The sequence below is a fragment of the Edaphosphingomonas fennica genome (assembly GCF_003034225.1).
In the GTDB taxonomy this organism is placed as follows: Bacteria; Pseudomonadota; Alphaproteobacteria; order Sphingomonadales; family Sphingomonadaceae; genus Sphingomonas_E; species Sphingomonas_E fennica.
On sequence record NZ_PHHF01000076.1, the window covers coordinates 120,155 to 140,197 of the forward strand.

Here is a 20,043-nt window from a genome sequence, read left to right on the forward strand (position 1 = left end):
TCGTCAAGATATCTTTGCCTCGCTAGGATCGTGCCCGTGACCCGCTATGATCGACGGACCTGGCTACTGGCCGCCTGCCTTTCCGCGCTGGCGGGCTTCGTCGATGCCGTGGGCTTCCTGAAGCTGGGCGGCTTCTTCGTCTCGTTCATGAGCGGCAATACCACGCGGCTGGGCGTGGGGCTGTTCAACCATGGCCGGGATGCGGCGATCGCGGCGGGGCTGCTCGGCCTGTTCGTGGCGGGCGTGGTGCTCGGCGCCTTGGTCGGCCGGCTGGCCGATCCGGATCGGCGCCCGGCGCTGCTGGCGCTGATGGCCATGCTGCTCGGCACGGCCGCCGGCGCGGCGATGGCGGGCGCGGACAGGATCGCCGTGGTGCTGATGGCGGTCGCGATGGGCAGCGAGAATGCGATGTTCGAGCGCGACGGCGAGATCCATATCGGCCTCACCTACATGACCGGCACGCTGGTGAAGATGGGCCAGCGCATCGCGGCCGCCTGCTTTGGCGGGGACCGGCTGGGCTGGCTGCCTTATGCGCTGCTGTGGACGGGGCTGGCGCTGGGGGCCTGCGCGGGCGCCGCCATCTATCCACTGCTCGGCCTCCACGCCCTGTGGATCGCGGCGGGCGTGTCCGCGATCCTCGCGATCATCACCCTTGCCGTGCGACGGGAGACCCGCGCCGCATAGGCGGACTTCGAGGCCGGGGCGTCCGTCCTGAGGAGTGTCCGGCCCCTCAACATAAGACAAGCTCCTCCCCATCCTCATTCCCGCGAAGACGGGAATCCATTGTGTCGGAAGCTATCGGCTCAATCGAGCCAACCGCCTCCACGGACCAGCGGCGCTTACCTACGCCTCCCACCCTCGCAGGATTGACGAGCGGAAGGCTGGCGAAACGTCCACTTCCCCGACTTGTCGGCCGTTGCGCCCCGGCGACGCTTGAAAATCCGAACTATCCGCACACGGCGAGTTTGCGGACGCTTCGCTTAGCGTTCGCGCCGCAGCGCGAACAGCCAGCCAATGAGGACCACGGCAACGAAGCAGCCCGCGACCGTCGAGATTATGGCCAGCTTGTCAGGTCGCCTTTCCGCAAGTCCTCGCAGGACGATAGCTCCGGCGAAGAGGATACCGCCTCTCTTGAGCCAAACGGAACGTGATGACATTTTCGACGCGTCGCAGCCGGGTAGGGCCTCGTCAAGGCGAACCTCCACCAACCCCAACTTTTCGGTCGTTACCGCAGCTGCGGCGACGCTGGAAAAAATCTGGGCCGTCGGGACATCGCGACATAGCGAACGCAATGCCTTCATGCGAGGTCGGTCGATGGAAAGCTCCAACGATCACACGAAGTTCGACCGCCTTTATCTGAAGGGCCTCGGAATCCGTTACGAACGGCAGCGCGGACCGTGGATGCCCATCATGTGGCATTTGGCTTTACGAAGGCACACAGGCGCCATGATCGAGTTGGCGGACTGGTTTTCAGCAGGGGACAGCTTGCAGTCCTTTGGTCCGGCCGCCGATGGTTCCAGTGCTGCGGGACTTTACCGACGCGCTTACAGAGCGGGCGATGCCCGCGCTGCTTCGAACGCCGCGATGAGCTGCTTCAATCGCCGTGACATGGTGGGCTATCGCAACTGGCTTCGACGCGCGGCACGGGCAGGCGACACCGATGCAGCCACGCAGCTTCGCTCTTTCGAGACGCGTCTTTGGCATGGAGCTGCCAGGAAAATTGGTCGCGCCAGACCCAAGCAGAAGCGCGACGGGTTAGCCTAGCTTATGTCCGCTATCCCCCGACTATGCGGCCCTTCTCTCTACCAGCAGTTCCCGTGCGGCGATTATCTCAGATATCCCGATAAGCGCCGCGCAGGCTGTCGAGCGAGGGGCCGTGGGTGAGATCGAGGTGTAGCGGCGTCACGGATATGAAGCCGTCGGCGATCGCCTCCAGGTCGGTGTCGTGCTTGGGGGTCGGCACCGCGCCGCCCAGCCCGAACCAGTAATAATTATAGCCGCGCGGATCGGTGCCCTTGACGATGCGCAGCCGCCCATAATCGCGGATGCCCTGGCCGACGACGCGCACGCCGCGCACCTGATCGGCGGGCACGGCCGGGAAGTTGATGTTCACAAGCGTTCCCGGCGTCCACGGCCCGTCCAGCAGCGGCGCGAGCACGCGGGCGCCCCAGGCTTCGGCGGCGGAGAAGGGAACGGCATCGCCCATCGCCTCGCGGGCATAGACCTGGCTGAGCGCGACCGACCGGAAACCGGCCAGCGCGCCTTCCATCGCGGCCGAGACGGTGCCCGAATAGGTCACGTCCTCGCCCAGATTGGCGCCGCGATTGACGCCGGAGAGGACGAGATCGGGCGGATTGTCCTTCATGATCTCGGCCACCGCCATCATCACCGCATCGGTCGGCGTGCCGGTGACGGAGAAGCGGCGCTCGCCATGCTTGCGCAGCCGCACCGGCCGGGTGAGGGTGAGCGAATGGCCCGCGCCGGACATCTCCTCGGCCGGGGCGACGATGGTGATGTCGTCGGAAATGGTCCGCGCGATCGCCTCCAGCACCGCGAGGCCGGGGGCGTGGATGCCGTCGTCGTTGGTCAGCAGGATACGCATCAGGCCGGCACCAGCCGGTCGATCCCGCCCATATAGGGGCGGAGCTTTTCGGGAATGCGGACCGATCCGTCGGCCTCCTGGTAATTTTCCAGGATGGCGACGAGGGTGCGGCCCACCGCCAGCCCCGATCCGTTGAGCGTGTGGAGGAAGCGCGTGCCCTTGGCGTCGCCGCCGGGGCGGTAGCGCGCGTTCATCCGCCGCGCCTGGAAATCGCCGCAGTTGGAAACGCTGCTGATTTCCCGATAGCGGCCCTGGCCCGGCAGCCAGACCTCCAGATCATAGGTCTTGCGCGCGGTGAAGCCCATGTCGCCGGCGCAGAGCAGCATGCGGCGATAGGGCAGGCCGAGCTGTTCGAGAATCATCTCGGCCGCATCCACCATCCGCTCATGCTCCGCCTCGGATTGCTCCGGTGTGCAGATGGCGACCATCTCGACCTTGTCGAACTGGTGCTGGCGGATCATGCCGCGCGTGTCGCGGCCGGCGGCGCCCGCTTCCGACCGGAAGCAGGGGGTGAGCGCGGTGTAGCGCAGCGGCAGCGCGGCCTCGTCCACGATCTGCTCGCGCACCAGGTTGGTCAGGCTGATCTCGGCCGTGGAGATCAGCCAGCGGCCGTCGGTCGTCTGGAACAGGTCCTCGCGGAACTTGGGCAGCTGGCCGGTGCCGAAAGCGGCCTCGTCGCGCACCAGCAGCGGGGGCGCGACCTCCATATAGCCGTTGCCCAGGGTCTGCACGTCCAGCATGAACTGGCCGATCGCGCGGTTCAGCCGGGCGATGCCGCCCTTCAGCACGGCGAAACGCGCGCCGGCGATGGCGGCGGCGCTCTCGAAATCGAGGCCCAGCGCCGGGCCGATATCGGCATGTTCCTTCGGCTCGAAATCGAACGCCGGCGGCTCGCCCCAGCGGCCGACCTCGACATTGCCGTCCTCGTCGGCGCCCTCGGGCACCTCGTCGGCGGGCAGGTTGGGGAGCGCCGCCAGCAGCGTATCCAGCGCGGTGCCGGCCTGCTGCTCCTCGCCTTCCAGTGCGGGCATGCGTTCCTTGAGCGTCGCGACCTCGGCCATCAGCGCCGTGGCGGTGGCCTCGTCCTTCCGGGCCTTCGCCTGGCCGATCGCCTTCGATGCCTCGTTGCGGCGGGTCTGCATGCCCTGCAGTTCGGTGGCGAGCGCGCGGCGCTTCTCGTCGAGGGCGATGATCTCGGCCGCATGCGGCTCCACGCCCCGTCGCGCGAGGCCGGCATCGAAGGTGGCGGGGTTTTCCCGGATGGCGCGTATGTCGTGCATGGCCGGGCTATGGCCAAGCCGCGCGGCCCGCGCAAGCCTGCGCGATCCTCGCCCGCGCAACTCCGTCATGCCTCATGCGTTGCGGTGCTGTTCCGATAGCGGGAAGGAGGCAAAGCATGATCCTGCCCTATAACAGCGTGGTCCTCGTCGCCGATGGCCGCAAGATGCTGCTGCTGCGCAACATGGGCGATGCCCAATATCCCCAGCTCGAGGTGATGAACGCCGCCCAGCAGCCGGTGCGTTACGACCGCGACATGAAGCGCGACGCCCCCGGCCGGGCCTTCGCCAGCGTCGGCGGATCGCGCAGCGCGATGGAGGAGACCGATTTCCAGCAGCAGGAGGAGGATCGCTTCGCCGCCGATGCCGCCGCCATGCTGGAACGGATGGCGATGGAAGGCGAATATGATCGGCTGATAGTTGTGGCGCCGCCGCGCACGCTTGGCGAACTGCGCAAGCATTATCACCGCGAAGTCACCGATCGGCTGAAGGGTGAGATCGCCAAGGACCTGACCGGTCATCCCGTGGGTGCGATCAGCCGCATCATTGCCGAGATGGATTGATCCATCGGGGCGATCCGTCGCCTTTTGGTCTCAATTCATCGCCTTGGCATGGCCTGATGGCCGGCTTCTCGCGTTTTCTCATCGGGATTTTGATCGCTAGGAGACGATTCTGATGAGATTGAAGATGGCTTTTGCGGTTTCCGCCCTTGCGCTCGCCACGGCGCCGGCACTGGCCCAGACGGCCGCCCCGGCGGCGAGCGCATCGGCCAAGGTCGCCGTCGGCTCCACCGTCTATGACACGTCGGGCGGCACTGTCGGCACGATCGAGTCGGTGAATGGCGATCTTGCCGTTCTGGCAACGGAAAAGAGCAAGGTTTCCATTCCGGTCGCCTCGTTCGGTGAGGGCCCCAACGGCCCGGTCCTGGCCCTGACACGCGACCAGATCGACGCCCAGGCCGGTGCCGCCAACGCGCAGGCCGCGCAGGAGGCCGAAGCGAAGAAGACGTCGCAGCTCGTGGCCGGCGCCACGGTGAAGGACCCGTCCGGCGGCACCGTCGGCACCATCAAGTCGGTCGATGCGCAATATGCCCTGGTCGACACCAGCAAGGTGCAGGTTCGCCTGCCCCTGACCGCCTTCGCGGCGGGCGAGGACGGCCCGGTGATCGGCATGACGAAGGATCAGCTCGACGCGCAGGCCGGCGCCAACACGCCGAGCGGCGGCGGCCGCTAAGGCGGCGCCTGCCGGAAGAGACAGGCGAAAGAACGGGGAAAGCCGTGTCCAGCCGAAAGGCCGGGCGCGGCTTTCCGCTGTTTCGGCCGGCCGGCGGCAATCGGGCGGCGATCGATCCGGGAACGCGCCGGGATTAATCGGCATAGTTGCGGGATCGATCGTTGTTTCATCGAAATGTCGCTGATTCCGGCGCTTGTGCCCGGTTCGGCGGGCCGGTATAGCGCCCCGGCAAATAGCCCACCGCGGCCAACGCGGGTGGTAGCGGAGAACGTGATGGCGACGGCGCTCAATTCGACTCCCGGTTCCAACGGTGCTCATCAGGACGATATCATCGACGCGGATTATCGCCCGTCTCCCGACGAAGAGTTCATGAACCCGCGGCAGATGGCCTATTTCCGCCGCAAGCTGATCGATTGGAAGGAGTCGATCCTGCGCGAGGCCCAGGGCACGCTGGCCCAGTTGCAGACCGACTCGCTGCGCGAACCCGACATCACCGACCGCGCCTCCAGCGAGACCGACTGGTCGATCGAGCTGCGTACCCGCGATCGCCAGCGCAAGCTGATCTCCAAGATCGAAGCCGCGCTGCGCCGGATCGAGGAAGGCGAATATGGCTATTGCGAAGTGACGGGGGAACCGATCTCGCTGGCCCGCCTGGAAGCCCGCCCGATCGCGACGATGACCGTCGAGGCGCAGGAACGGCACGAGCGGCAGGAAAAGATCTCCCGCGACGAATAATACGCTACCGCACCGTTAACCGTTTCTGGATGATTTGCTGCTTTTTTGTCCCCATGGCGCGCTGCGGTTCAAGTGCGCGATCTATAAGAAAATATGGGGCCGGTCGTGAAGGATAGCACCGTCTCGGATGACGAGATCGGGGATGTCGCGGACGCAGGAAATGGCGGTCGCGCGCCCCGCGACAGTATGTTTTTGCAGGCGATGGCGACCTTTTCGGATCGCGGCGATTCGGTGCAGCTGCGCGTCCGCAATCTTTCCGAAGGCGGGCTGATGGCCGATTGCCTTCGCGATTGCCGTTCCGGGGATCGACTCATCGTGGAACTGAGGGGAGTCGGGCCGGTGGCGGGCCGAATCGCCTGGTGCGCGCAGGGCCGCGTGGGCGTCGCCTTCGACGCGCCGATCGATCCCCATCTCGCTCGCAAGCCGATCGCCGGGCCAAAACCGCAGACGATGACGATCGCCGATCTGGAACGCATGCGCCGTCCGGGCTTCCGCACGGGGCGCTAGCGCCGCCGGAGCGGATCGATCTGCATGGCGGGGGAAGGGCGGGCCGGGCGCGGCGCCGGCTTGGAAATTTCGTCCCTCCAGACCTAGCCGTGAGGGGCAGGCGGGTCGATTCGACTTTGGGATGAAGCGGAAGGAGGCCGCTGTCGCTGCCCGTTCCTGGGCAGCGACCCGGTGCGGCGGCGCTCAGACCTGGCGGAGCGCTTCCTTGATTTTCAGTTTCTGTTTCTTGAGGTTGGCGATCAGGATGCCGTCGGGTGCCGGCCGGTTGTTCTCGGCGGCGATGCGGGCGTCGAGGCCGGCATGCTTGGCGATCAGTGCAGACGAATGGGCGTTGTCCATGAAGGATCCTCCTTTCGTTTCCCGCTATGGGGAGAGGGAGTAAATCACCGATCGGCCCGCTTGTAATCCACCTATTCGCATGGTTGCGATATTTGCCATCGGGCATGCGATGGATGGGCGGGGCGGGATGTGCTTGAGCGCCGGCCCGATCGCCGATATCGCTGGCATGGCACGGAATTTCCGGCAGGGAGCGCGCGGGATGGAAGATATCGGCATCGGCCGGCGAATCGAGATTCTGCGGGAAGAACATCGCGATCTCGACATCGCGATCGAGGCGATGGGCGATGCGCCGGCCGCCGATCAGCTTGCCCTGGCGCGACTCAAGAAGCGCAAGCTCCGCCTCAGGGACGAGATCGCGCTGCTGGAGGACCAGCTCATCCCCGACATCATCGCCTGAAAGCGATCGGGACAGCAAAAGGGCCGGCGGATGGGTGATCCGCCGGCCCCTTTTTCATGCCGCGATGTCTGCGTCAGGCGGCGTCGCGCTGCTCGGTGATCGCTTCCGGCACTGGCGGGGCGGCATGGTCGATCTCGATCCGGCGCGGCTTCTTGTGCTCGGGCACCTCGCGGACCAGATCGATGTTGAGCAGGCCGTTCTCATAGCCCGCGCCCGTCACCTTGATGGTGTCGGCAAGCTGGAAGCGGCGCTCGAAGGCGCGCTTGGCGATGCCGCGATGGAGGAATTCCCGCGTGCCGTTTTCCTGCACTTCGCCGGCGCGGCCGACCACGATCAGGACATTCTCCTGAACGGTGAGGTCAAGCTCGTCGCGGCTGAAGCCGGCAACGGCCATCGAAATGCGATAGGCGCCGTCGCCCAGCTTTTCGATATTATAGGGGGGGTAGGCGTCCCCTTCGCCGCGTGTCGCGAAATCGACGAGGCGGTTGAGGTTCTCGAAACCGATCGAGGACCGGAGGAGGGGGGCGAAATCCACTGCACGCATTGTCTCAATCCTTTCTGGCATTGAGGATGGAACAGGCCCGCGGAAACCGCCGGGCCGTAGCGTCATCGTCCCATCAGGCGACGATGCGCCAGGATCGAGATAGGCAGCCGGCAGCGGGCTTCAAGGGGCGGGATGTGCATCGAAATCTTGCCGGATCGCGCGGCTGCGTCGGCCGGAGCCGGCGGGTGCGGACGGGCCTTGCGGGACAGGGCAAAGCCGGCATTCACCTTCTTTCCGGGCTGCGCCGCCGCCGCTTTCGTGGCATCATGCGGAGATGCAGGGTGATGGGCACTTGGATGTGGACGGCCGCATGGCCGCCCGGCTGGTCGACAGCCTCTATCTCGAGGCCATGGTGCTCGCCGACGAGGTGCGGGCCTATTTCGACGAACCCGGCCGAGCCGAGCGGGATGCGCTGTCGCCGCTGGCGCGCGTCAGCTTCTCCTGCGAATCGCTCAAGGTGACGACGCGGCTGATGCACGTGATTGCCTGGCTGCTGGTGCGCAAGGCGGTCGAGGCGGGCGAACTGACGCCCGAGCAGGCGCGCGAGCCGGGCCGGCGGCTGGGCGGCGCGCATGACAGCGATCCGCAGGTGGTCGCCGATCTTCCGCCGACGGCGCGCCACCTGATCGCCGCCAGCCGGGACCTTTACGATCGCGTCGACCGGCTAGATCGCGACATGGGCGGCTTCCGCGCCGTCCCCAGCCCGGCCCGCAGCCTCGTGGAGCGCCTGCAGCAGGCATTCTAGGCGCTGGGCAAGGCAGATGCCGCGACCTTATCCGTAATTCCCGAGAAAGCGGAGACGGTGGGGCGCCTGTCGCGGCGGCGCCCCGTGGCCCGCGTTCAGCCGCGCGCGGTGAGCGCGGTTTCGGCTTCGGTGACGAGCGCGGTGATGATGTCGGCCGCCGGCTCCTCCCTGGTCACCATGCCCACCGACTGGCCGGCCATCAGCGATCCGTTCTCCACATCGCCGTCGATCACCGCGCGGCGGAGCGCGCCTGCCCAATAATGCTCGATCTGCAACTGGGCCTCGGCCATCTCCACCCGGCCTTCGTCCAGCGCCTGCGCCACTTCGCGCTGCTTTGCCGTGAACAGCTCGGTGGAGGCGTTCTTCAGCGCGCGCACCGGGATCACCGGCAGGCGCGGGTCGATCTGGACGCTGGCCACCGCCTCGCGGGCGGAAGCGCGGATGAACGCCTTCTTGAAATTCGGATGCGCAATCGATTCCACCGCGCAGACGAAGCGGGTGCCGAGCTGCACGCCGGCCGCGCCCATTTCCAGATAAGCGGCGATCGCCTCGCCCCGGCCGATGCCGCCGGCGACGAACACGGGCAGCTTGTCGGCCACCTCGGGCAGGATTTCCTGCGCCAGGACGGAGGTGGAGACCGGGCCGATATGGCCGCCGGCTTCCATCCCCTCGATCATCAGCGCGTCCACGCCGGAACGGATCAGCTTCTTGGCCAGCGCCAGCGCGGGAGCGAAGCAGAGCACCTTCGCGCCCGATGCCTTGATCCGTTCGATCGCGCCGCCCGGCGGAAGGCCGCCGGCCAGCACGACATGGCCGACCTGATGGCGCGCGCAAACCTCGATCAATTCATCAAGATCGGGGTGCATCGTTATGAGATTGACGCCGAAAGGCTTGTCCGTAAGCCCCTTGGTGCCCGCAATCTCGGCATCCAGCAGCGCCGGCGTCATCGCCCCGCAGGCGATCACGCCGAAGCCGCCGGCATTGGAGATCGCCGCGACGAGATGGCGTTCGGACACCCACGACATGGCGCCGGCCATGATCGCATGGCGCGTACCAAGGAATTTCGCCCCGCGCGCCATCAGCGCGTCGAGGCGCGGGCTGGAAAGGCTCACGCGTCCACCGTCTCTTCCTCGGCGTCCAGGCCGTAGGCGGTGTGCAGCACGCGAACGGCCAGCTCGGTATAATCGTCCTCGATCAGCACGCTGACCTTGATTTCGGAGGTGGTGATCGCCTGGATGTTGATGCCGCGATCGGCCAGCGCCTTGAACATCGTCGCGGCCACGCCCGCATGGCTGCGCATGCCGACGCCGACCACCGAAACCTTGCAGACGTTGGTGGCGTGGAGGACGCGTTCGAAGCCGATGGTCGGCCGCGCCTTTTCCAGCACGTCCAGCGCGCGGGCCAGCTCCGCCTTGGGGACGGTGAAGGTCACGTCCGTGCTGCCCGTTTCATGGGCGATGTTCTGGACGATCATGTCCACGTTGATGCTGGCATCGGCCAGCGGCGTGAAGATGGTGGCGACGGCGCCCGGCCGGTCCGGCACGGCGACCAGCGTCACCTTGGCTTCGTTCTTGTCGTGGGCGATGCCCGTGATGAGCTGACGTTCCATGCTTCCCTCTTCGATCTCGTCGTCGCCTACGATCAGCGTGCCGCGATGGCCGTCATCGTCGCGGCTGTCGTCGAAGGACGAAAGCACGCGCACGCGCACCTTCTCCTTCATCGCCAGGCCCACCGACCGGGTTTGCAGCACCTTGGCGCCAACGCTGGCCAGTTCCAGCATCTCCTCATAGGTGACGCGGCTGAGCTTGCGGGCCCTGGGCACGATGCGCGGGTCCGTGGTGTAGACGCCGTCCACGTCGGTATAGATGTCGCAGCGATCCGCCTTCATCGCGGCGGCGACCGCCACGGCCGACGTATCCGAACCGCCCCGGCCCAGCGTCGTCACCCGATCGCCATCGGCCATGCCCTGGAAACCGGGGATCACCGCGACCTCGCCCGCCGCCAGCGACGCATCCAGCGCGGCGGTATCGATCGCGGCGATGCGGGCGGAGGCATGCGCGTCCGACGTGCGGATCGGCAGCTGCCAGCCCAGCCAGCTCCGCGCGTTCACGCCGATGGATTGCAGCACGATGGCGAGCAGGCCGCTCGTCACCTGCTCGCCCGATGCGACCACCACGTCATATTCGCGCGGGTCGTAAAGGGGCGATGCCTCGCGGCAGAAATTGACGAGGCGATCGGTTTCGCCCGCCATGGCCGAAACCACGACGGCCACCTGGTTGCCGGCGTCCACCTCGTGCTTCACGCGATTGGCGACATTGCGGATCCGTTCGATGCCGGCCATCGAGGTGCCGCCGAACTTCATGACGATACGGGCCATGGGCAGGTCTTCTAGCTCTATCAGGAACCGGCTTGGCGCGCGGTGTGCCGGCCTGATAGGGAGGAGGCGCCATGAACGCAAGCACGCCCGATACGATCGATCCCGCCGAAGCCGCCCATTTCGGCGCGATGGCGGCGGACTGGTGGAACCCCAAGGGATCGTCGGCGATGCTGCACCGGCTCAATCCGGTGCGGCTGCGCTACATCCGCGACGCCGTGGACGGGCACTGGCACGGCGACCCGGCCGGGCTGAAGCCGCTGGCCGGCCGGCGGGTGCTGGATGTCGGCTGCGGGGCGGGGCTGCTGGCCGAGCCGCTGGCGCGGCTGGGCGCCAGCGTCACCGCGATCGACGCCGCGCCGGAGAATATCGCCGTCGCCCGCGCCCATGCCGAAGGGCAGGGCCTCGCCATCGACTATCGCGTCGGCGGCGTGGAGGAGATGGACGAGGCGGCCGCTTTCGATCTCGTCACCTCGCTGGAGGTGATCGAGCATGTCGCCGATCCCGCCGCTTTCGTCGCGGAACTGGCGCGGCGGCTGGCGCCGGGCGGGCTGATGGTGCTTTCCACGCCCAACCGGACGCCGATGTCGCGCCTCGCGCTCATCGCCGTCGGCGAAAGCGTGGGCGGCATCCCGAAGGGCACGCATGACTGGCACAGATTCCTCACGCCCGAGGAACTGGCCAAGCTGGTCGAGGCGGCGGGGCTAAGGGTGGCGGACGTGACCGGCCTGTCCTTCGGGCCGGGCCGGGGCTTCCACCTCTCGGACAACAAGGCGATGGATTATCTGCTGACGGCCGTGCCCGCGGCGGCAGCGGAATAGGATCAGCGGCTGGCGGCCTTCCTGCCGGCCTTGGCCTTTTTCTCCAGGAAATGCAGGATCGCGTCCGCGCTGCGGGCCGAGGCGCCGGCGGGGTCGCCACCGATCGAATCGGACAATATCTGGCACTGGCGGGCGGCATAGAGGGGGTGGCGCTCCGCCGCCGCGTCGATCGCCGGCAGCACATCGGCCACGCTGGAAACCACGTCTCCCAGCGTCCAGAACAGATAATCGGGATTGTCCGGCCAGTCGGCATCGTGCGCGTTCAGGAACACGCAGGGGCGCGGCCGGTTGAGGAATTCATAGACCTGGCTGCTCACGTCGCCGAGATAGATGTCCGCGCCGGCCGTATAGGTCATGTCGACGAGCCGTTCGGAGCTGAGATCGACGATGATCTTGCCGGGCACGGCCATCGCCTCGATCGGCGCGGTCACGCGGGCGGGGGCATGATCGAACAGCCGGATATGCGGCGCCACCACCAGATTGTAGCGATCCTGCGCGGCGAAGGCGCGGATGATCGCCTTGCCGAACCTGTCCCAGGACGACAGCGACGATCGGAAATGTGGTGCATAGAGCACCGTCGGCCGGCCGTTGTCGAACAGCGGCGGGCGATGCGCCGCCAGCCGCTGCATGAAATCCATCTTCACATAGCCGGTGACGGCATAGGCGCCGGGGCGGATGGTGCCCAGCTCCAGCATGCGCCGCTCGCTTTTCTCGCCCGCTACCAGGGCGAAATCGAACAGCCGGTCCCGCTTGTCATAGGTGATGGCGCGATCGCCCGCGCCGTGCGGCGTGAAGATCAGCTTCGTGCGGGACCCCAGGAAATGCCGGATCATGGTGGTGGTCCGTTCCGGCACCACGATCGCATCGAAGCCGCGAAGGTAGGGCAGGGCGGCGATCAGCCGGGTAATGCGCTGCTGCCCGCGCAGCACGCCCCATTTGTGCAGGGCATCGGCCGGGCCGGGAAGATCGAGATAGCGGATCGTGGGGGTGAAGCCGGGAAAGCAATTCAGCACGTCGCGCACCAGCGCATCATTTTCCGGGCCGGCGATCGCTATCTCGATATCCAGATCGGGATAGCGTGCCGCCATCTCGCCCGCGATCGGCAAGGCATGGAACACATGGTGTTTTTCGCCCACGAACAGGAACAGGATACGCATCGGAGCCCGTGACCGTCCTCCGCTGATCGCGCGGATATGCATCGGTCGCCGGGCGGCGGTGCCCATGGGCGGCGTCGCGGCCGCGGCGGAGCGGTGCTTAGAAATCGACCTTGTCATAATGATCGGGCGGGCTGACGATTTCCATGCGTTCCGACAAAAGCGGGCGGAAGCTAGGCCGCGATTTCAGCGCGGCATACCATTCCTTGGTGCGGTCATGCCCGCGCCAGTCGATTCCGCCCAGATAGTCCGCGACGGACAGGTGGGCGGCTGCGGTGAGATCCGCGAGGCTCAGCACCGGCCCGCCGATCCAGCGGCGATGATCGAGCAGGTAATCGACATAATCGAGGTGGCTGTTGGCCGCCTTCATCGCCTCGCGCAGGGCCTTGGCATCCGGCGTCATGCGGTGGACGATCCGCTTCAGCATGCGTTCGTGCATCAGCGGCGCCACCACCTCGGCATACATGCGCTCGTCGAACCAGGTGACGAGCCGGCGGATTTCCGCGCGGTTGGCGGCGGTGCCCGGCAGCATCGACGCCTTGTCGATCGTCTCCTCGAAATATTCGCAGATCGTGGAGGAATCGATCAGCACCGTGCCGGCGGCGCTGTCCGCCATCACCGGCGTCTGGCCGGCGGGGTTCATGTCCAGGAACTCGTCCCGCTGCACCCAGGGCGATTCGCGGACGAGCTCATAGCCCACGCCCTTTTCACCGAGCAGCAGGCGCACCTTGCGCGAGAAGGGACAGAGCGGGAATTGATACAATTGCCACATGACTGGCCCTTGTTAGGCACGGGATTGCGCGGGCGGAAGGGGGCGTGCGGGCCACAACGTAAATATTCGTTCACCGGAATCCGCGAACCGGCCGGAAAGGCGAAGGGCCGGGGGGCGGGCGATCCGCTCTCCGGCCCTTGCCAGGGACATGCGGTTCAGGCCGCCAGCGACAGCGGGCTGGCGATCTCGTCCGGCGCGCCGGGGCGCATCCGCTTGCGGAAGGACTTGGGCGTCTCGCCGCAGGCGCGGCGGAACGCGACCGAGAAGCTGCTGGAACAGGTGAAGCCCAGCTTGAAGGCGATATCCTTGATGAGCAGATCGGTATCCGCCAGCATGTTGGCCGCGCGGTTGAAGCGCACCTGCTCGACATAATCGTAGATCGTCTGGCCGGTGGTCTGCTTGAAGGCGCGGCTCAGGTGGCGGCGGCTGAGGCCGGTCAGCTTGGCGAGGTCGCTCAGCGACGGCGTGCCGTTCTGCGTCTCGACATATTCGATGATCTGGCGGTGGGTGCGCCGCGCCAGCCCGCCGCGCTGGATCGTGGAACGCGGCTGCAGATCGTTCACATAGCGCGCGATTTCCACCATCAGCGAGGTGCCGAGCGCTTCGGCCAGCACGCGCGAGGCGAAGCCCGGCGCCTCCGCCTCGCCGGCAAGGCGGGCGAGCGTGTCGGTGATGCGCGGGCTCTTCACGTCGAGGCAGCCGACCATCTCATTGGGATGGACCAGCTCGTCCAGCCCGGTGATGCGGGCATAGGCATCCTGGTTGAAGATGCAGCGCACCGCCTGGGTCGGCCCGCCTTCGGCGCGCACCTCCAGCGGCACGTTGGCGGGAAGCACGAGGACCCGGCCGATATCCTCGAAGCGCTTTTCCGCGCCTTCGATCAGGTAGCGGCCGGTGGAGAAGGCCTGCTTGCGCTGGCGCTGCATCGCGATCGCATGGTGCGGTTCGCAATGCGTATATTCCACCGGCGTCGGGTGGATCGCGCTCACGATCTGGATCGTGCAGTTCGGGGCAACGATGGCGGCATCCACATGGATGGTGGACGATTGGGTGGCTTGCTGGGCTGCGATCACGTTCGTCATGCCTTTCCCTTTTTCCATCTCCGGTTCGCATTTTATTGTTTTTGACCTTCGACGGCCTTGCTATGCGTTCGAGTAACCATAGCATCGCTGCGCATATGATGCCTAGGGGGAAGATTCAGGGGGCGTTTTGCGTCCGTGGAGCGTGAATTTGGCCCGATTTTGGAAGGACGGGCTTCTCCTGGGCGGCGGGACGTGGTGGAACTGTGATCAACGATTGCGTCGCCGCGCATGATGCGCACGACCGGATAAAAGGGTGAGGCGGATGATGGAGGGCAAGATCACGACCGGCTGGGATCATGAGACGGACGTGCTGGTCGTGGGATCGGGGGCGGGCGCGCTGACAGCGGCGATCGTGGCGGCGGACAACCATGCCGACGTGCTGGTGATCGAGAAGGGCGAGCTGTTCGGCGGCACCAGCGCCACGTCCGGCGGCGTGCTGTGGATTCCCAACAGCCACCTCGCCAAGGCGGCGGGCCAGCAGGATTCGCGGGAAGAGGCGATCGAATATATCTCCGCGCTCGCGGGCGACGTCGATCCCAAGCGGATCGAAGCCTTCGTCGATATGGCGCCGGCGATGCTGCAATATGTCGAGCGCGAGGCGAACGTCCTCTACAACTCGATTCCCTATACCGATTATCATGCGGAGCTGCCGGGCGGGAAGCTCGGCTGGCGCAGCCACGATCCGGTGCCGCTGGACGGGCGGCTGCTGGGCGACGACCTGCGCTGGATGCGGCCGACCCACGCCTCCGCGATGCTGTTCGGCAAGATATCGTGGACGGCGGCCGAAGCCGCGCCGATGATCACGCGCTGGCCGGGCTGGTTCAAGAGCCTGCTCAAGGTGCTCTGGCGCTATTATTCCGATATCGGCCAGCGGCTCAAATCGGATCGCGCGCGCTTCCTCACCGGCGGCAATGCGCTGGTCGCGCGGCTGAAGCTGGCGCTGGACAAGCGCCATGTGCCGCTCTGGCGCAAGGCGCCGTTCGCGGACCTGATCGTCGAGGACGGCAAGGTCGTCGGCGCCACGGTGGTGAAGGACGGCCGCGTCCAGCGCATCCGCGCCCGCAAGGGCGTGATCCTGGCCGCCGGCGGGTTCGAACGGAATGCCGAACTGCGCGGCGCCAACCTCCGCCGCTCGCCCGATCCCGATGTCAGTGGCGGCCAGCCGGACAATACCGGCGATACGCTGCTTGCGGCCGAACGGGCCGGTGCTGCGGTCGAGCGGCTCGATTCGGCCTGGTGGGCGCCGACGATCAAGGTGCCGGGCGAGGATCGCGCCCGGCCGCTTTTTTTCGAACGGTCGCTGCCCGGATCGATCATCGTCAACCAGGCCGGCAAGCGGTTCACCAATGAAGCGGCCTCCTACCACATCGTCGGCAAGGAGATGTTCGAGAAGAATTTGCCCGGCGCCGAGACCACGCCCGCTTATGTGATCTTCGACGCCACCTTCCGAAGCAAATATCCGATGGGGCCGGTGATGCCGGTCTTCCCGGATTTCACCATGCGCGGCGAGGTGAAGCAGATCGTGACCAAGGCGAACAGCATCGCCGAACTCGCGGAGAAACTGGGCCTGCCCGCGGACGCACTGGTGGCGACGGTGGAGCGCTTCAACGAGAATTCCCGGCGCGGCGAGGACCCGGATTTCGGGCGCGGCCACCAGCCCTATGATCGTTATTATGGCGATCCCAAGGTGCAGCCCAACCCCAATCTGCTGCCGCTGGAAAAGGCGCCTTTCTATGCGCTGCCGGTCAATCCCGGCGACATCGGCACCAATGGCGGCCTGGCGACGGACAGCCACGGCGCGGTGCTGGACAAGCAGGGCAAGCGCATCCCGGGCCTCTACGCCATCGGCAATACCGCGGCCTCGGTGATGGGCCGTTCCTATCCTGGCGCCGGCGCCACGATCGGCCCGGCGATGACCTTCGGCTACGCCGCCGCGCGCGACCTTACGGGCGCGAACCAGCCGGTCGGCTGATCGGTGGAAGCGGGGAGGGGATCGCCTCCTCCCCGCAATCCGCTTTTCGGCAATGTTCCGGTTTGATCAGAGCCGGAGCATCTCCGAAAAGCTCCTTATCCGACGTGATTTCCGGGCCGGCAGATGGGATCATCCGCCGGGAAATCCCTTCAACCCCGGAACTTGGCGTCCAGCTCCGCCTTGGCGGCGACATATTCGGCCTTGAAGCGGGCGATCATGTCGGCGGCCGGCTCCACCGCGTGGATGGTGCCGATGCCCTGGCCGCAACCCCAGATGTCGCGCCACGCCTTGGCGGTGATCGTCGCGCCGAAATCCATTGACTTGATGTCGCCCTTGGGCAGATTGTCCGGGTCCAGCCCCGCCGCGACGATCGATCCGCGCAGATAATTGCCGTGCACGCCGGTGAAGAGATCGGAATAGACGATGTCCGCCGCATGGCCTTCGACGATCGCCTGCTTGTAGGCGTCGGTCGCGGTGCCTTCCTTCGTGGCGATGAAGGCCGATCCGATATAAGCGAGGTCCGCGCCCATCGCCTGCGCCGCCAGGATCGCGCGGCCGGAGGCGATGGCGCCCGACAGGATCAGCGGGCCGGCGAACCATTCCCGAATCTCCTGGATCAGCGCGAAGGGGGAGAGCCGCCCGGCATGGCCGCCGGCACCCGCCGCCACCGCGATCAGCCCGTCCGCGCCCTTTTCGATCGCCTTGCGGGCGAAGCGATCGTCGATGATGTCGTGCAGCGTGATGCCGCCCCAGCCGTGCACGGCATGGTTCAGATCCTCGCGCGCGCCCAGCGAGGTGATGACGATCGGCACCTTCCACTTGGCGCAGGTGGCGACATCCTCCTCCAGCCGCGCGTTGGACTTGTGGACGATCTGGTTCACCGCGAACGGGGCGGACGGGCTTTCGGGATGATCCCGGTCCCAGGCGGCCAGTTCCTCGGTGATGCGGTGCAGCCATTCGTCCAGCTCGCTCTGCGGGCGGGCGTTCAGCGCGGGGAAGGAGCCCACGATCCCCGCCTTGCACTGCGCGATCACCAGATCGACGCCGGAGACGATGAACATGGGCGAAGCGATGGCCGGCAGCGAAAGCCGGTCGAAGATGGCTGGCAGGGTCATGCCCCGTTTCTTAGCGCAACCAAAATGAGCGTCCAGTGCGGGAATGGCCCCAATTCCGGCGCCGTCCCGCCCGCGAATGGCTCTGCCGGCGGCGCCCATCCGGCAACGGCAAGCCGTGCCGTAGCGTCTCGGGCGCCGAGATGCCCCCGCGCGGGCGGGACGGGATTTTTTCGCTTGGTCCTCAGTTGCCGGCGGTGGCGGGCTTGCCCTGATCCAGCGAGGCGGCGGTCTGGCCGAAGAGGATGCGGCGCTGCTCCTCGCTCTGGACGCCCGGCGTCGTGCGGAACTGTTCGCCGATCGCATAGGCGCGCACCGTCGCCGGCCGCGTGGCGATCGCCTCGAACCAGCGCTTCAGGTGCGGGAAATCGTTGAGGTCCTGCCCCTGATTCTCGTGCGGCACGATCCAGGGATAGGCGGCCATGTCGGCGATCGAATAATCGCCGGCCACGAATTCCCGATCCGCCAGCCGCTTGTTCAGCACGCCGTAGAGCCGGTTGGTCTCGTTGACGTAGCGATCGATGGCATAAGGCAGCTTTTCCGGCGCATAGACGCGGAAATGATGGTTCTGGCCGGCCATCGGCCCCAGCCCGCCCATCTGCCAGAACAGCCATTGCAGCACCTCCGCCCGGCCGCGAATGTCGGCGGGGATGAAGCGGCCGTGCTTTTCGGCGAGGTAGAGCAGGATCGCGCCCGATTCGAACAGCGAGATGGGTGCGCCGCCGTCGGCCGGGGCCTGGTCCACGATCGCCGGCATGCGGTTGTTGGGCGCGATCTTCAGATATTCGGGGTCGAACTGCTCGCCCTTGCCGATGTTCACCGGCACGATGCGATAGGGAATGCCCGTTTCCTCGAGGAAAAGGGTGATCTTGTGGCCATTCGGCGTGGGCCAGTAATGCAGGTCGATCATCGCAGCGCTCCCAGAAGGTGTCGGCCGGGTATCAGGGAGCCGGCCCGCCTCCGCAATTAATCCTTTCGTATGGCGGAGAAGCGGAAGTCCACCGCGACAGGCCCGGCGATGCGATCGGTCGCCTCCCATTCGCCCGTGCCGATGCCGAAATCGCCGCGCGTGATCGTGCCCTTGCCGGCCACATCGGCGCGATCGCCCTTGATTGCGAGCGTGAAATCCACGGTCATCGGCCGCTTCACGCCCTTGATGGTCAGGCTGCCCTGCGCGCGATAGCGGCCCGGCCCGGTCGACGTCACCCGCGTGGCGTGGAAGGTGGCGGCGGCATGGGCGCCGGTATCGAAGAAGGCGTCGCCGCGCAGCGTCTCGTCGCGCGAGGAATCCTCGGTATCGGCGGACGCCATGTCGATCCGCACGCGGATGTCCGACTTGTCGAGCGCGTCCGCGTCGAAGCGGATATCCGCGTCCCAGCGGGCGAAGCGCCCCTCGATCGGGGTGCCGGTGAAGCTGGCGGTGAAGCCCAGCCGGCCGCCGGGCTGGACGGCCCAGCGCGGCGCTTCCGCCTTGGCTTCCTCGGCCGGGACGGCCGCGACGCTGGCATTGTCTCCGGCGGTGGTGGCGGCGTTATCGGGGGCTTCGGCCGGCGCAGCTTGGATGGCGCCATTCCCTTCCGCCGCATCGTCCCCCGCCGTCTCGCCGGCCGGGGTTTCGGCGGCAGCCGGGGCGGGCGGCGGCACATTGCCCCGCGTCGATCCGATCGTGCCGGGCAGCAGGAAGGCGCCGCCCACCAGCGCCAGCGCCGCGACATAAGCGAGGGCGCCGCCACCGCGCGACAGCCGCTCAGGTCCGGCAGGCAGCATCCGTTCGATCAGCGGCTGGCGCAGCAGCCACTGGTGGCGGAGCGCGCCGGCGACGTGCAGCACGAACAATGCGATGCCGATCCAGGCCAGCGCCGAATGGGCCGCCTCGCTGAATTCGTGGACGGGGCCGCGCAGCGCGCCGTGCAGGCCGGGAATGTGCGGCCAGGGAATGGTGTTGAACAGCAGGGTCGGCACCTGGATGCGCGATGTGGATACCAGCAGCCATCCGGTGATCGGCCCGCCGATCATGAAGGCATAGAGGCCGAAATGCACGAGGCCGGCGGCCCGCTTCGCCCACGGGCTGTCCGGTTCCGCCGCCGGCCGGGGCTTCCACCAGCGCACCGCCACGCGGATCAGGCTGAGCAGCAGGATCGTGATGCCGATCGACTTGTGGAGCTGGAAGGCGGTGAACTGGCCGGTGGCGGCGGTCAGATTCCCCATTCGCCAGCCGAGGCCGATCTGGAAGGCGAGGGCCGCGGCGATAAGCCAGTGGAGCGTGATCGCGATGCGCGAATAGCGGGCTGGTTCCATAGGCACAGGGCTAACCCGTTATTTCGCTTGTGTCGACGGTCACAGCCGCATGTCCTGACGGCCTGTTAACCCTGATTAC

At 66.8% G+C, this 20,043-nt stretch carries 22 protein-coding genes; 10 read left to right on the top strand and 12 right to left on the bottom strand.

Features of this window, described 5'->3' with window-relative positions; genetic code table 11:
* Positions 1-36 precede the first annotated feature (36 nt).
* Together CV103_RS18585 and CV103_RS22215 are read left to right on the top strand one after the other, a co-directional pair.
* Positions 37-684 (top strand): YoaK family protein, encoded by a 648-nt coding sequence (locus tag CV103_RS18585; RefSeq protein ID WP_342749177.1) that lies wholly within the window; start codon positions 37-39, stop codon positions 682-684.
* Between the two features lie 447 nt (positions 685-1,131).
* Positions 1,132-1,764 (top strand): SEL1-like repeat protein, encoded by a 633-nt coding sequence (locus CV103_RS22215; protein WP_146163452.1) that lies wholly within the window; start codon positions 1,132-1,134, stop codon positions 1,762-1,764.
* 67 nt (positions 1,765-1,831) lie between these two features.
* On the opposite strand, the gene surE is transcribed toward CV103_RS22215, so the two are convergent.
* Together surE and serS are read right to left on the bottom strand one after the other, a co-directional pair.
* Positions 1,832-2,602: a 5'/3'-nucleotidase SurE gene (gene surE, locus CV103_RS18595; RefSeq protein ID WP_015460184.1), complete on the bottom strand. Its 771-nt coding sequence runs from the start codon at positions 2,600-2,602 to the stop codon at positions 1,832-1,834.
* Positions 2,602-3,882, bottom strand: a complete 1,281-nt coding sequence (serS, locus tag CV103_RS18600) for a serine--tRNA ligase (RefSeq protein WP_107395778.1) — start codon at positions 3,880-3,882, stop codon at positions 2,602-2,604. Before serS ends, surE begins: the two co-directional genes overlap by 1 nt.
* Positions 3,883-3,998: 116 nt before the next feature.
* Between serS and CV103_RS18605 the strand changes: the two genes are divergently transcribed.
* The 4 genes from CV103_RS18605 to CV103_RS18620 all read left to right on the top strand — a co-directional run bounded on the left by CV103_RS18605 (position 3,999) and on the right by CV103_RS18620 (position 6,354).
* Positions 3,999-4,442: a host attachment family protein gene (locus CV103_RS18605; protein ID WP_015460186.1), complete on the top strand. Its 444-nt coding sequence runs from the start codon at positions 3,999-4,001 to the stop codon at positions 4,440-4,442.
* A gap of 112 nt (positions 4,443-4,554) precedes the next feature.
* Positions 4,555-5,112, top strand: coding sequence for a hypothetical protein (locus tag CV103_RS18610; RefSeq protein WP_107395779.1), 558 nt, complete (start codon positions 4,555-4,557; stop codon positions 5,110-5,112).
* Between the two features lie 273 nt (positions 5,113-5,385).
* Complete coding sequence (gene dksA, locus CV103_RS18615; RefSeq protein ID WP_015460188.1) at positions 5,386-5,847, top strand: RNA polymerase-binding protein DksA; 462 nt, start codon at positions 5,386-5,388, stop codon at positions 5,845-5,847.
* 105 nt (positions 5,848-5,952) lie between these two features.
* Positions 5,953-6,354 carry a PilZ domain-containing protein gene (locus tag CV103_RS18620; RefSeq protein WP_236626813.1) on the top strand — a complete coding sequence of 134 codons (402 nt, stop codon included), beginning with the start codon at positions 5,953-5,955 and terminating at the stop codon, positions 6,352-6,354.
* Between the two features lie 183 nt (positions 6,355-6,537).
* On the opposite strand, the gene CV103_RS18625 is transcribed toward CV103_RS18620, so the two are convergent.
* Positions 6,538-6,693 (bottom strand): YdcH family protein, encoded by a 156-nt coding sequence (locus CV103_RS18625; protein ID WP_015460190.1) that lies wholly within the window; start codon positions 6,691-6,693, stop codon positions 6,538-6,540.
* 199 nt (positions 6,694-6,892) lie between these two features.
* Here CV103_RS18625 and CV103_RS18630 point away from each other — a divergent pair, with 199 nt between their 5' ends.
* Entirely contained in the window at positions 6,893-7,090 is a 198-nt protein-coding gene (locus CV103_RS18630; protein WP_015460191.1) for a YdcH family protein, read from the top strand.
* Between the two features lie 73 nt (positions 7,091-7,163).
* Here CV103_RS18630 and CV103_RS18635 read toward each other — a convergent pair whose 3' ends face one another.
* A complete protein-coding gene (locus tag CV103_RS18635; protein WP_107395780.1) occupies positions 7,164-7,634 on the bottom strand; it encodes an Hsp20 family protein in 471 nt (156 codons plus the stop codon).
* A 292-nt stretch (positions 7,635-7,926) separates the two neighbouring features.
* Here CV103_RS18635 and CV103_RS18640 point away from each other — a divergent pair, with 292 nt between their 5' ends.
* Entirely contained in the window at positions 7,927-8,379 is a 453-nt protein-coding gene (locus CV103_RS18640; RefSeq protein WP_015460193.1) for a DUF1465 family protein, read from the top strand.
* Between the two features lie 95 nt (positions 8,380-8,474).
* On the opposite strand, the gene CV103_RS18645 is transcribed toward CV103_RS18640, so the two are convergent.
* Both CV103_RS18645 and CV103_RS18650 read right to left on the bottom strand, forming a co-directional pair.
* A complete protein-coding gene (locus tag CV103_RS18645) occupies positions 8,475-9,458 on the bottom strand; it encodes an NAD(P)H-dependent flavin oxidoreductase (protein ID WP_107395781.1) in 984 nt (327 codons plus the stop codon).
* Positions 9,459-9,487: 29 nt separating this feature from the next.
* A complete protein-coding gene (locus CV103_RS18650; RefSeq protein WP_015460195.1) occupies positions 9,488-10,756 on the bottom strand; it encodes an aspartate kinase in 1,269 nt (422 codons plus the stop codon).
* A gap of 71 nt (positions 10,757-10,827) precedes the next feature.
* Between CV103_RS18650 and ubiG the strand changes: the two genes are divergently transcribed.
* Positions 10,828-11,574: a bifunctional 2-polyprenyl-6-hydroxyphenol methylase/3-demethylubiquinol 3-O-methyltransferase UbiG gene (gene ubiG / locus CV103_RS18655; RefSeq protein ID WP_107395782.1), complete on the top strand. Its 747-nt coding sequence runs from the start codon at positions 10,828-10,830 to the stop codon at positions 11,572-11,574.
* Between the two features lie 2 nt (positions 11,575-11,576).
* Here the strand turns inward: ubiG and CV103_RS18660 are convergent, their stop codons facing one another.
* The 3 genes from CV103_RS18660 to CV103_RS18670 all read right to left on the bottom strand — a co-directional run bounded on the left by CV103_RS18660 (position 11,577) and on the right by CV103_RS18670 (position 14,582).
* Positions 11,577-12,731 (bottom strand): hypothetical protein, encoded by a 1,155-nt coding sequence (locus CV103_RS18660; RefSeq protein WP_107395783.1) that lies wholly within the window; start codon positions 12,729-12,731, stop codon positions 11,577-11,579.
* Positions 12,732-12,828: 97 nt separating this feature from the next.
* Positions 12,829-13,500 carry a glutathione S-transferase family protein gene (locus CV103_RS18665; RefSeq protein ID WP_015460198.1) on the bottom strand — a complete coding sequence of 224 codons (672 nt, stop codon included), beginning with the start codon at positions 13,498-13,500 and terminating at the stop codon, positions 12,829-12,831.
* Positions 13,501-13,655: 155 nt separating this feature from the next.
* Positions 13,656-14,582, bottom strand: a complete 927-nt coding sequence (locus tag CV103_RS18670; protein ID WP_236626814.1) for an AraC family transcriptional regulator — start codon at positions 14,580-14,582, stop codon at positions 13,656-13,658.
* A 262-nt stretch (positions 14,583-14,844) separates the two neighbouring features.
* Between CV103_RS18670 and CV103_RS18675 the strand changes: the two genes are divergently transcribed.
* Positions 14,845-16,554, top strand: coding sequence for an FAD-dependent oxidoreductase (locus tag CV103_RS18675; protein ID WP_107395784.1), 1,710 nt, complete (start codon positions 14,845-14,847; stop codon positions 16,552-16,554).
* Positions 16,555-16,703: 149 nt separating this feature from the next.
* Here the strand turns inward: CV103_RS18675 and CV103_RS18680 are convergent, their stop codons facing one another.
* The 3 genes from CV103_RS18680 to CV103_RS18690 form a co-directional block, all read right to left on the bottom strand.
* Positions 16,704-17,669 (bottom strand): NAD(P)H-dependent flavin oxidoreductase, encoded by a 966-nt coding sequence (locus CV103_RS18680; protein ID WP_015460201.1) that lies wholly within the window; start codon positions 17,667-17,669, stop codon positions 16,704-16,706.
* A 181-nt stretch (positions 17,670-17,850) separates the two neighbouring features.
* Entirely contained in the window at positions 17,851-18,576 is a 726-nt protein-coding gene (locus CV103_RS18685; RefSeq protein WP_107395785.1) for a glutathione S-transferase N-terminal domain-containing protein, read from the bottom strand.
* Between the two features lie 56 nt (positions 18,577-18,632).
* Positions 18,633-19,964, bottom strand: a complete 1,332-nt coding sequence (locus CV103_RS18690) for a YceI family protein (protein ID WP_107395786.1) — start codon at positions 19,962-19,964, stop codon at positions 18,633-18,635.
* Positions 19,965-20,043 lie beyond the last annotated feature (79 nt).

Coding starts and splice junctions, on each gene's coding strand:
- surE (WP_015460184.1), bottom strand. CDS start 2,602: ATGCGTATCCTGCTGACCAACGACGACGGCATCCACGCCCCCGGCCTC.
- serS (WP_107395778.1), bottom strand. CDS start 3,882: ATGCACGACATACGCGCCATCCGGGAAAACCCCGCCACCTTCGATGCC.
- CV103_RS18605 (WP_015460186.1), top strand. CDS start 3,999: ATGATCCTGCCCTATAACAGCGTGGTCCTCGTCGCCGATGGCCGCAAG.
- CV103_RS18610 (WP_107395779.1), top strand. CDS start 4,555: ATGAGATTGAAGATGGCTTTTGCGGTTTCCGCCCTTGCGCTCGCCACG.
- dksA (WP_015460188.1), top strand. CDS start 5,386: ATGGCGACGGCGCTCAATTCGACTCCCGGTTCCAACGGTGCTCATCAG.
- CV103_RS18625 (WP_015460190.1), bottom strand. CDS start 6,693: ATGGACAACGCCCATTCGTCTGCACTGATCGCCAAGCATGCCGGCCTC.
- CV103_RS18630 (WP_015460191.1), top strand. CDS start 6,893: ATGGAAGATATCGGCATCGGCCGGCGAATCGAGATTCTGCGGGAAGAA.
- CV103_RS18635 (WP_107395780.1), bottom strand. CDS start 7,634: ATGCGTGCAGTGGATTTCGCCCCCCTCCTCCGGTCCTCGATCGGTTTC.
- CV103_RS18645 (WP_107395781.1), bottom strand. CDS start 9,458: ATGGCGCGCGGGGCGAAATTCCTTGGTACGCGCCATGCGATCATGGCC.
- CV103_RS18650 (WP_015460195.1), bottom strand. CDS start 10,756: ATGGCCCGTATCGTCATGAAGTTCGGCGGCACCTCGATGGCCGGCATC.
- ubiG (WP_107395782.1), top strand. CDS start 10,828: ATGAACGCAAGCACGCCCGATACGATCGATCCCGCCGAAGCCGCCCAT.
- CV103_RS18660 (WP_107395783.1), bottom strand. CDS start 12,731: ATGCGTATCCTGTTCCTGTTCGTGGGCGAAAAACACCATGTGTTCCAT.
- CV103_RS18665 (WP_015460198.1), bottom strand. CDS start 13,500: ATGTGGCAATTGTATCAATTCCCGCTCTGTCCCTTCTCGCGCAAGGTG.
- CV103_RS18670 (WP_236626814.1), bottom strand. CDS start 14,582: ATGACGAACGTGATCGCAGCCCAGCAAGCCACCCAATCGTCCACCATC.
- CV103_RS18675 (WP_107395784.1), top strand. CDS start 14,845: ATGATGGAGGGCAAGATCACGACCGGCTGGGATCATGAGACGGACGTG.
- CV103_RS18680 (WP_015460201.1), bottom strand. CDS start 17,669: ATGACCCTGCCAGCCATCTTCGACCGGCTTTCGCTGCCGGCCATCGCT.
- CV103_RS18685 (WP_107395785.1), bottom strand. CDS start 18,576: ATGATCGACCTGCATTACTGGCCCACGCCGAATGGCCACAAGATCACC.
- CV103_RS18690 (WP_107395786.1), bottom strand. CDS start 19,964: ATGGAACCAGCCCGCTATTCGCGCATCGCGATCACGCTCCACTGGCTT.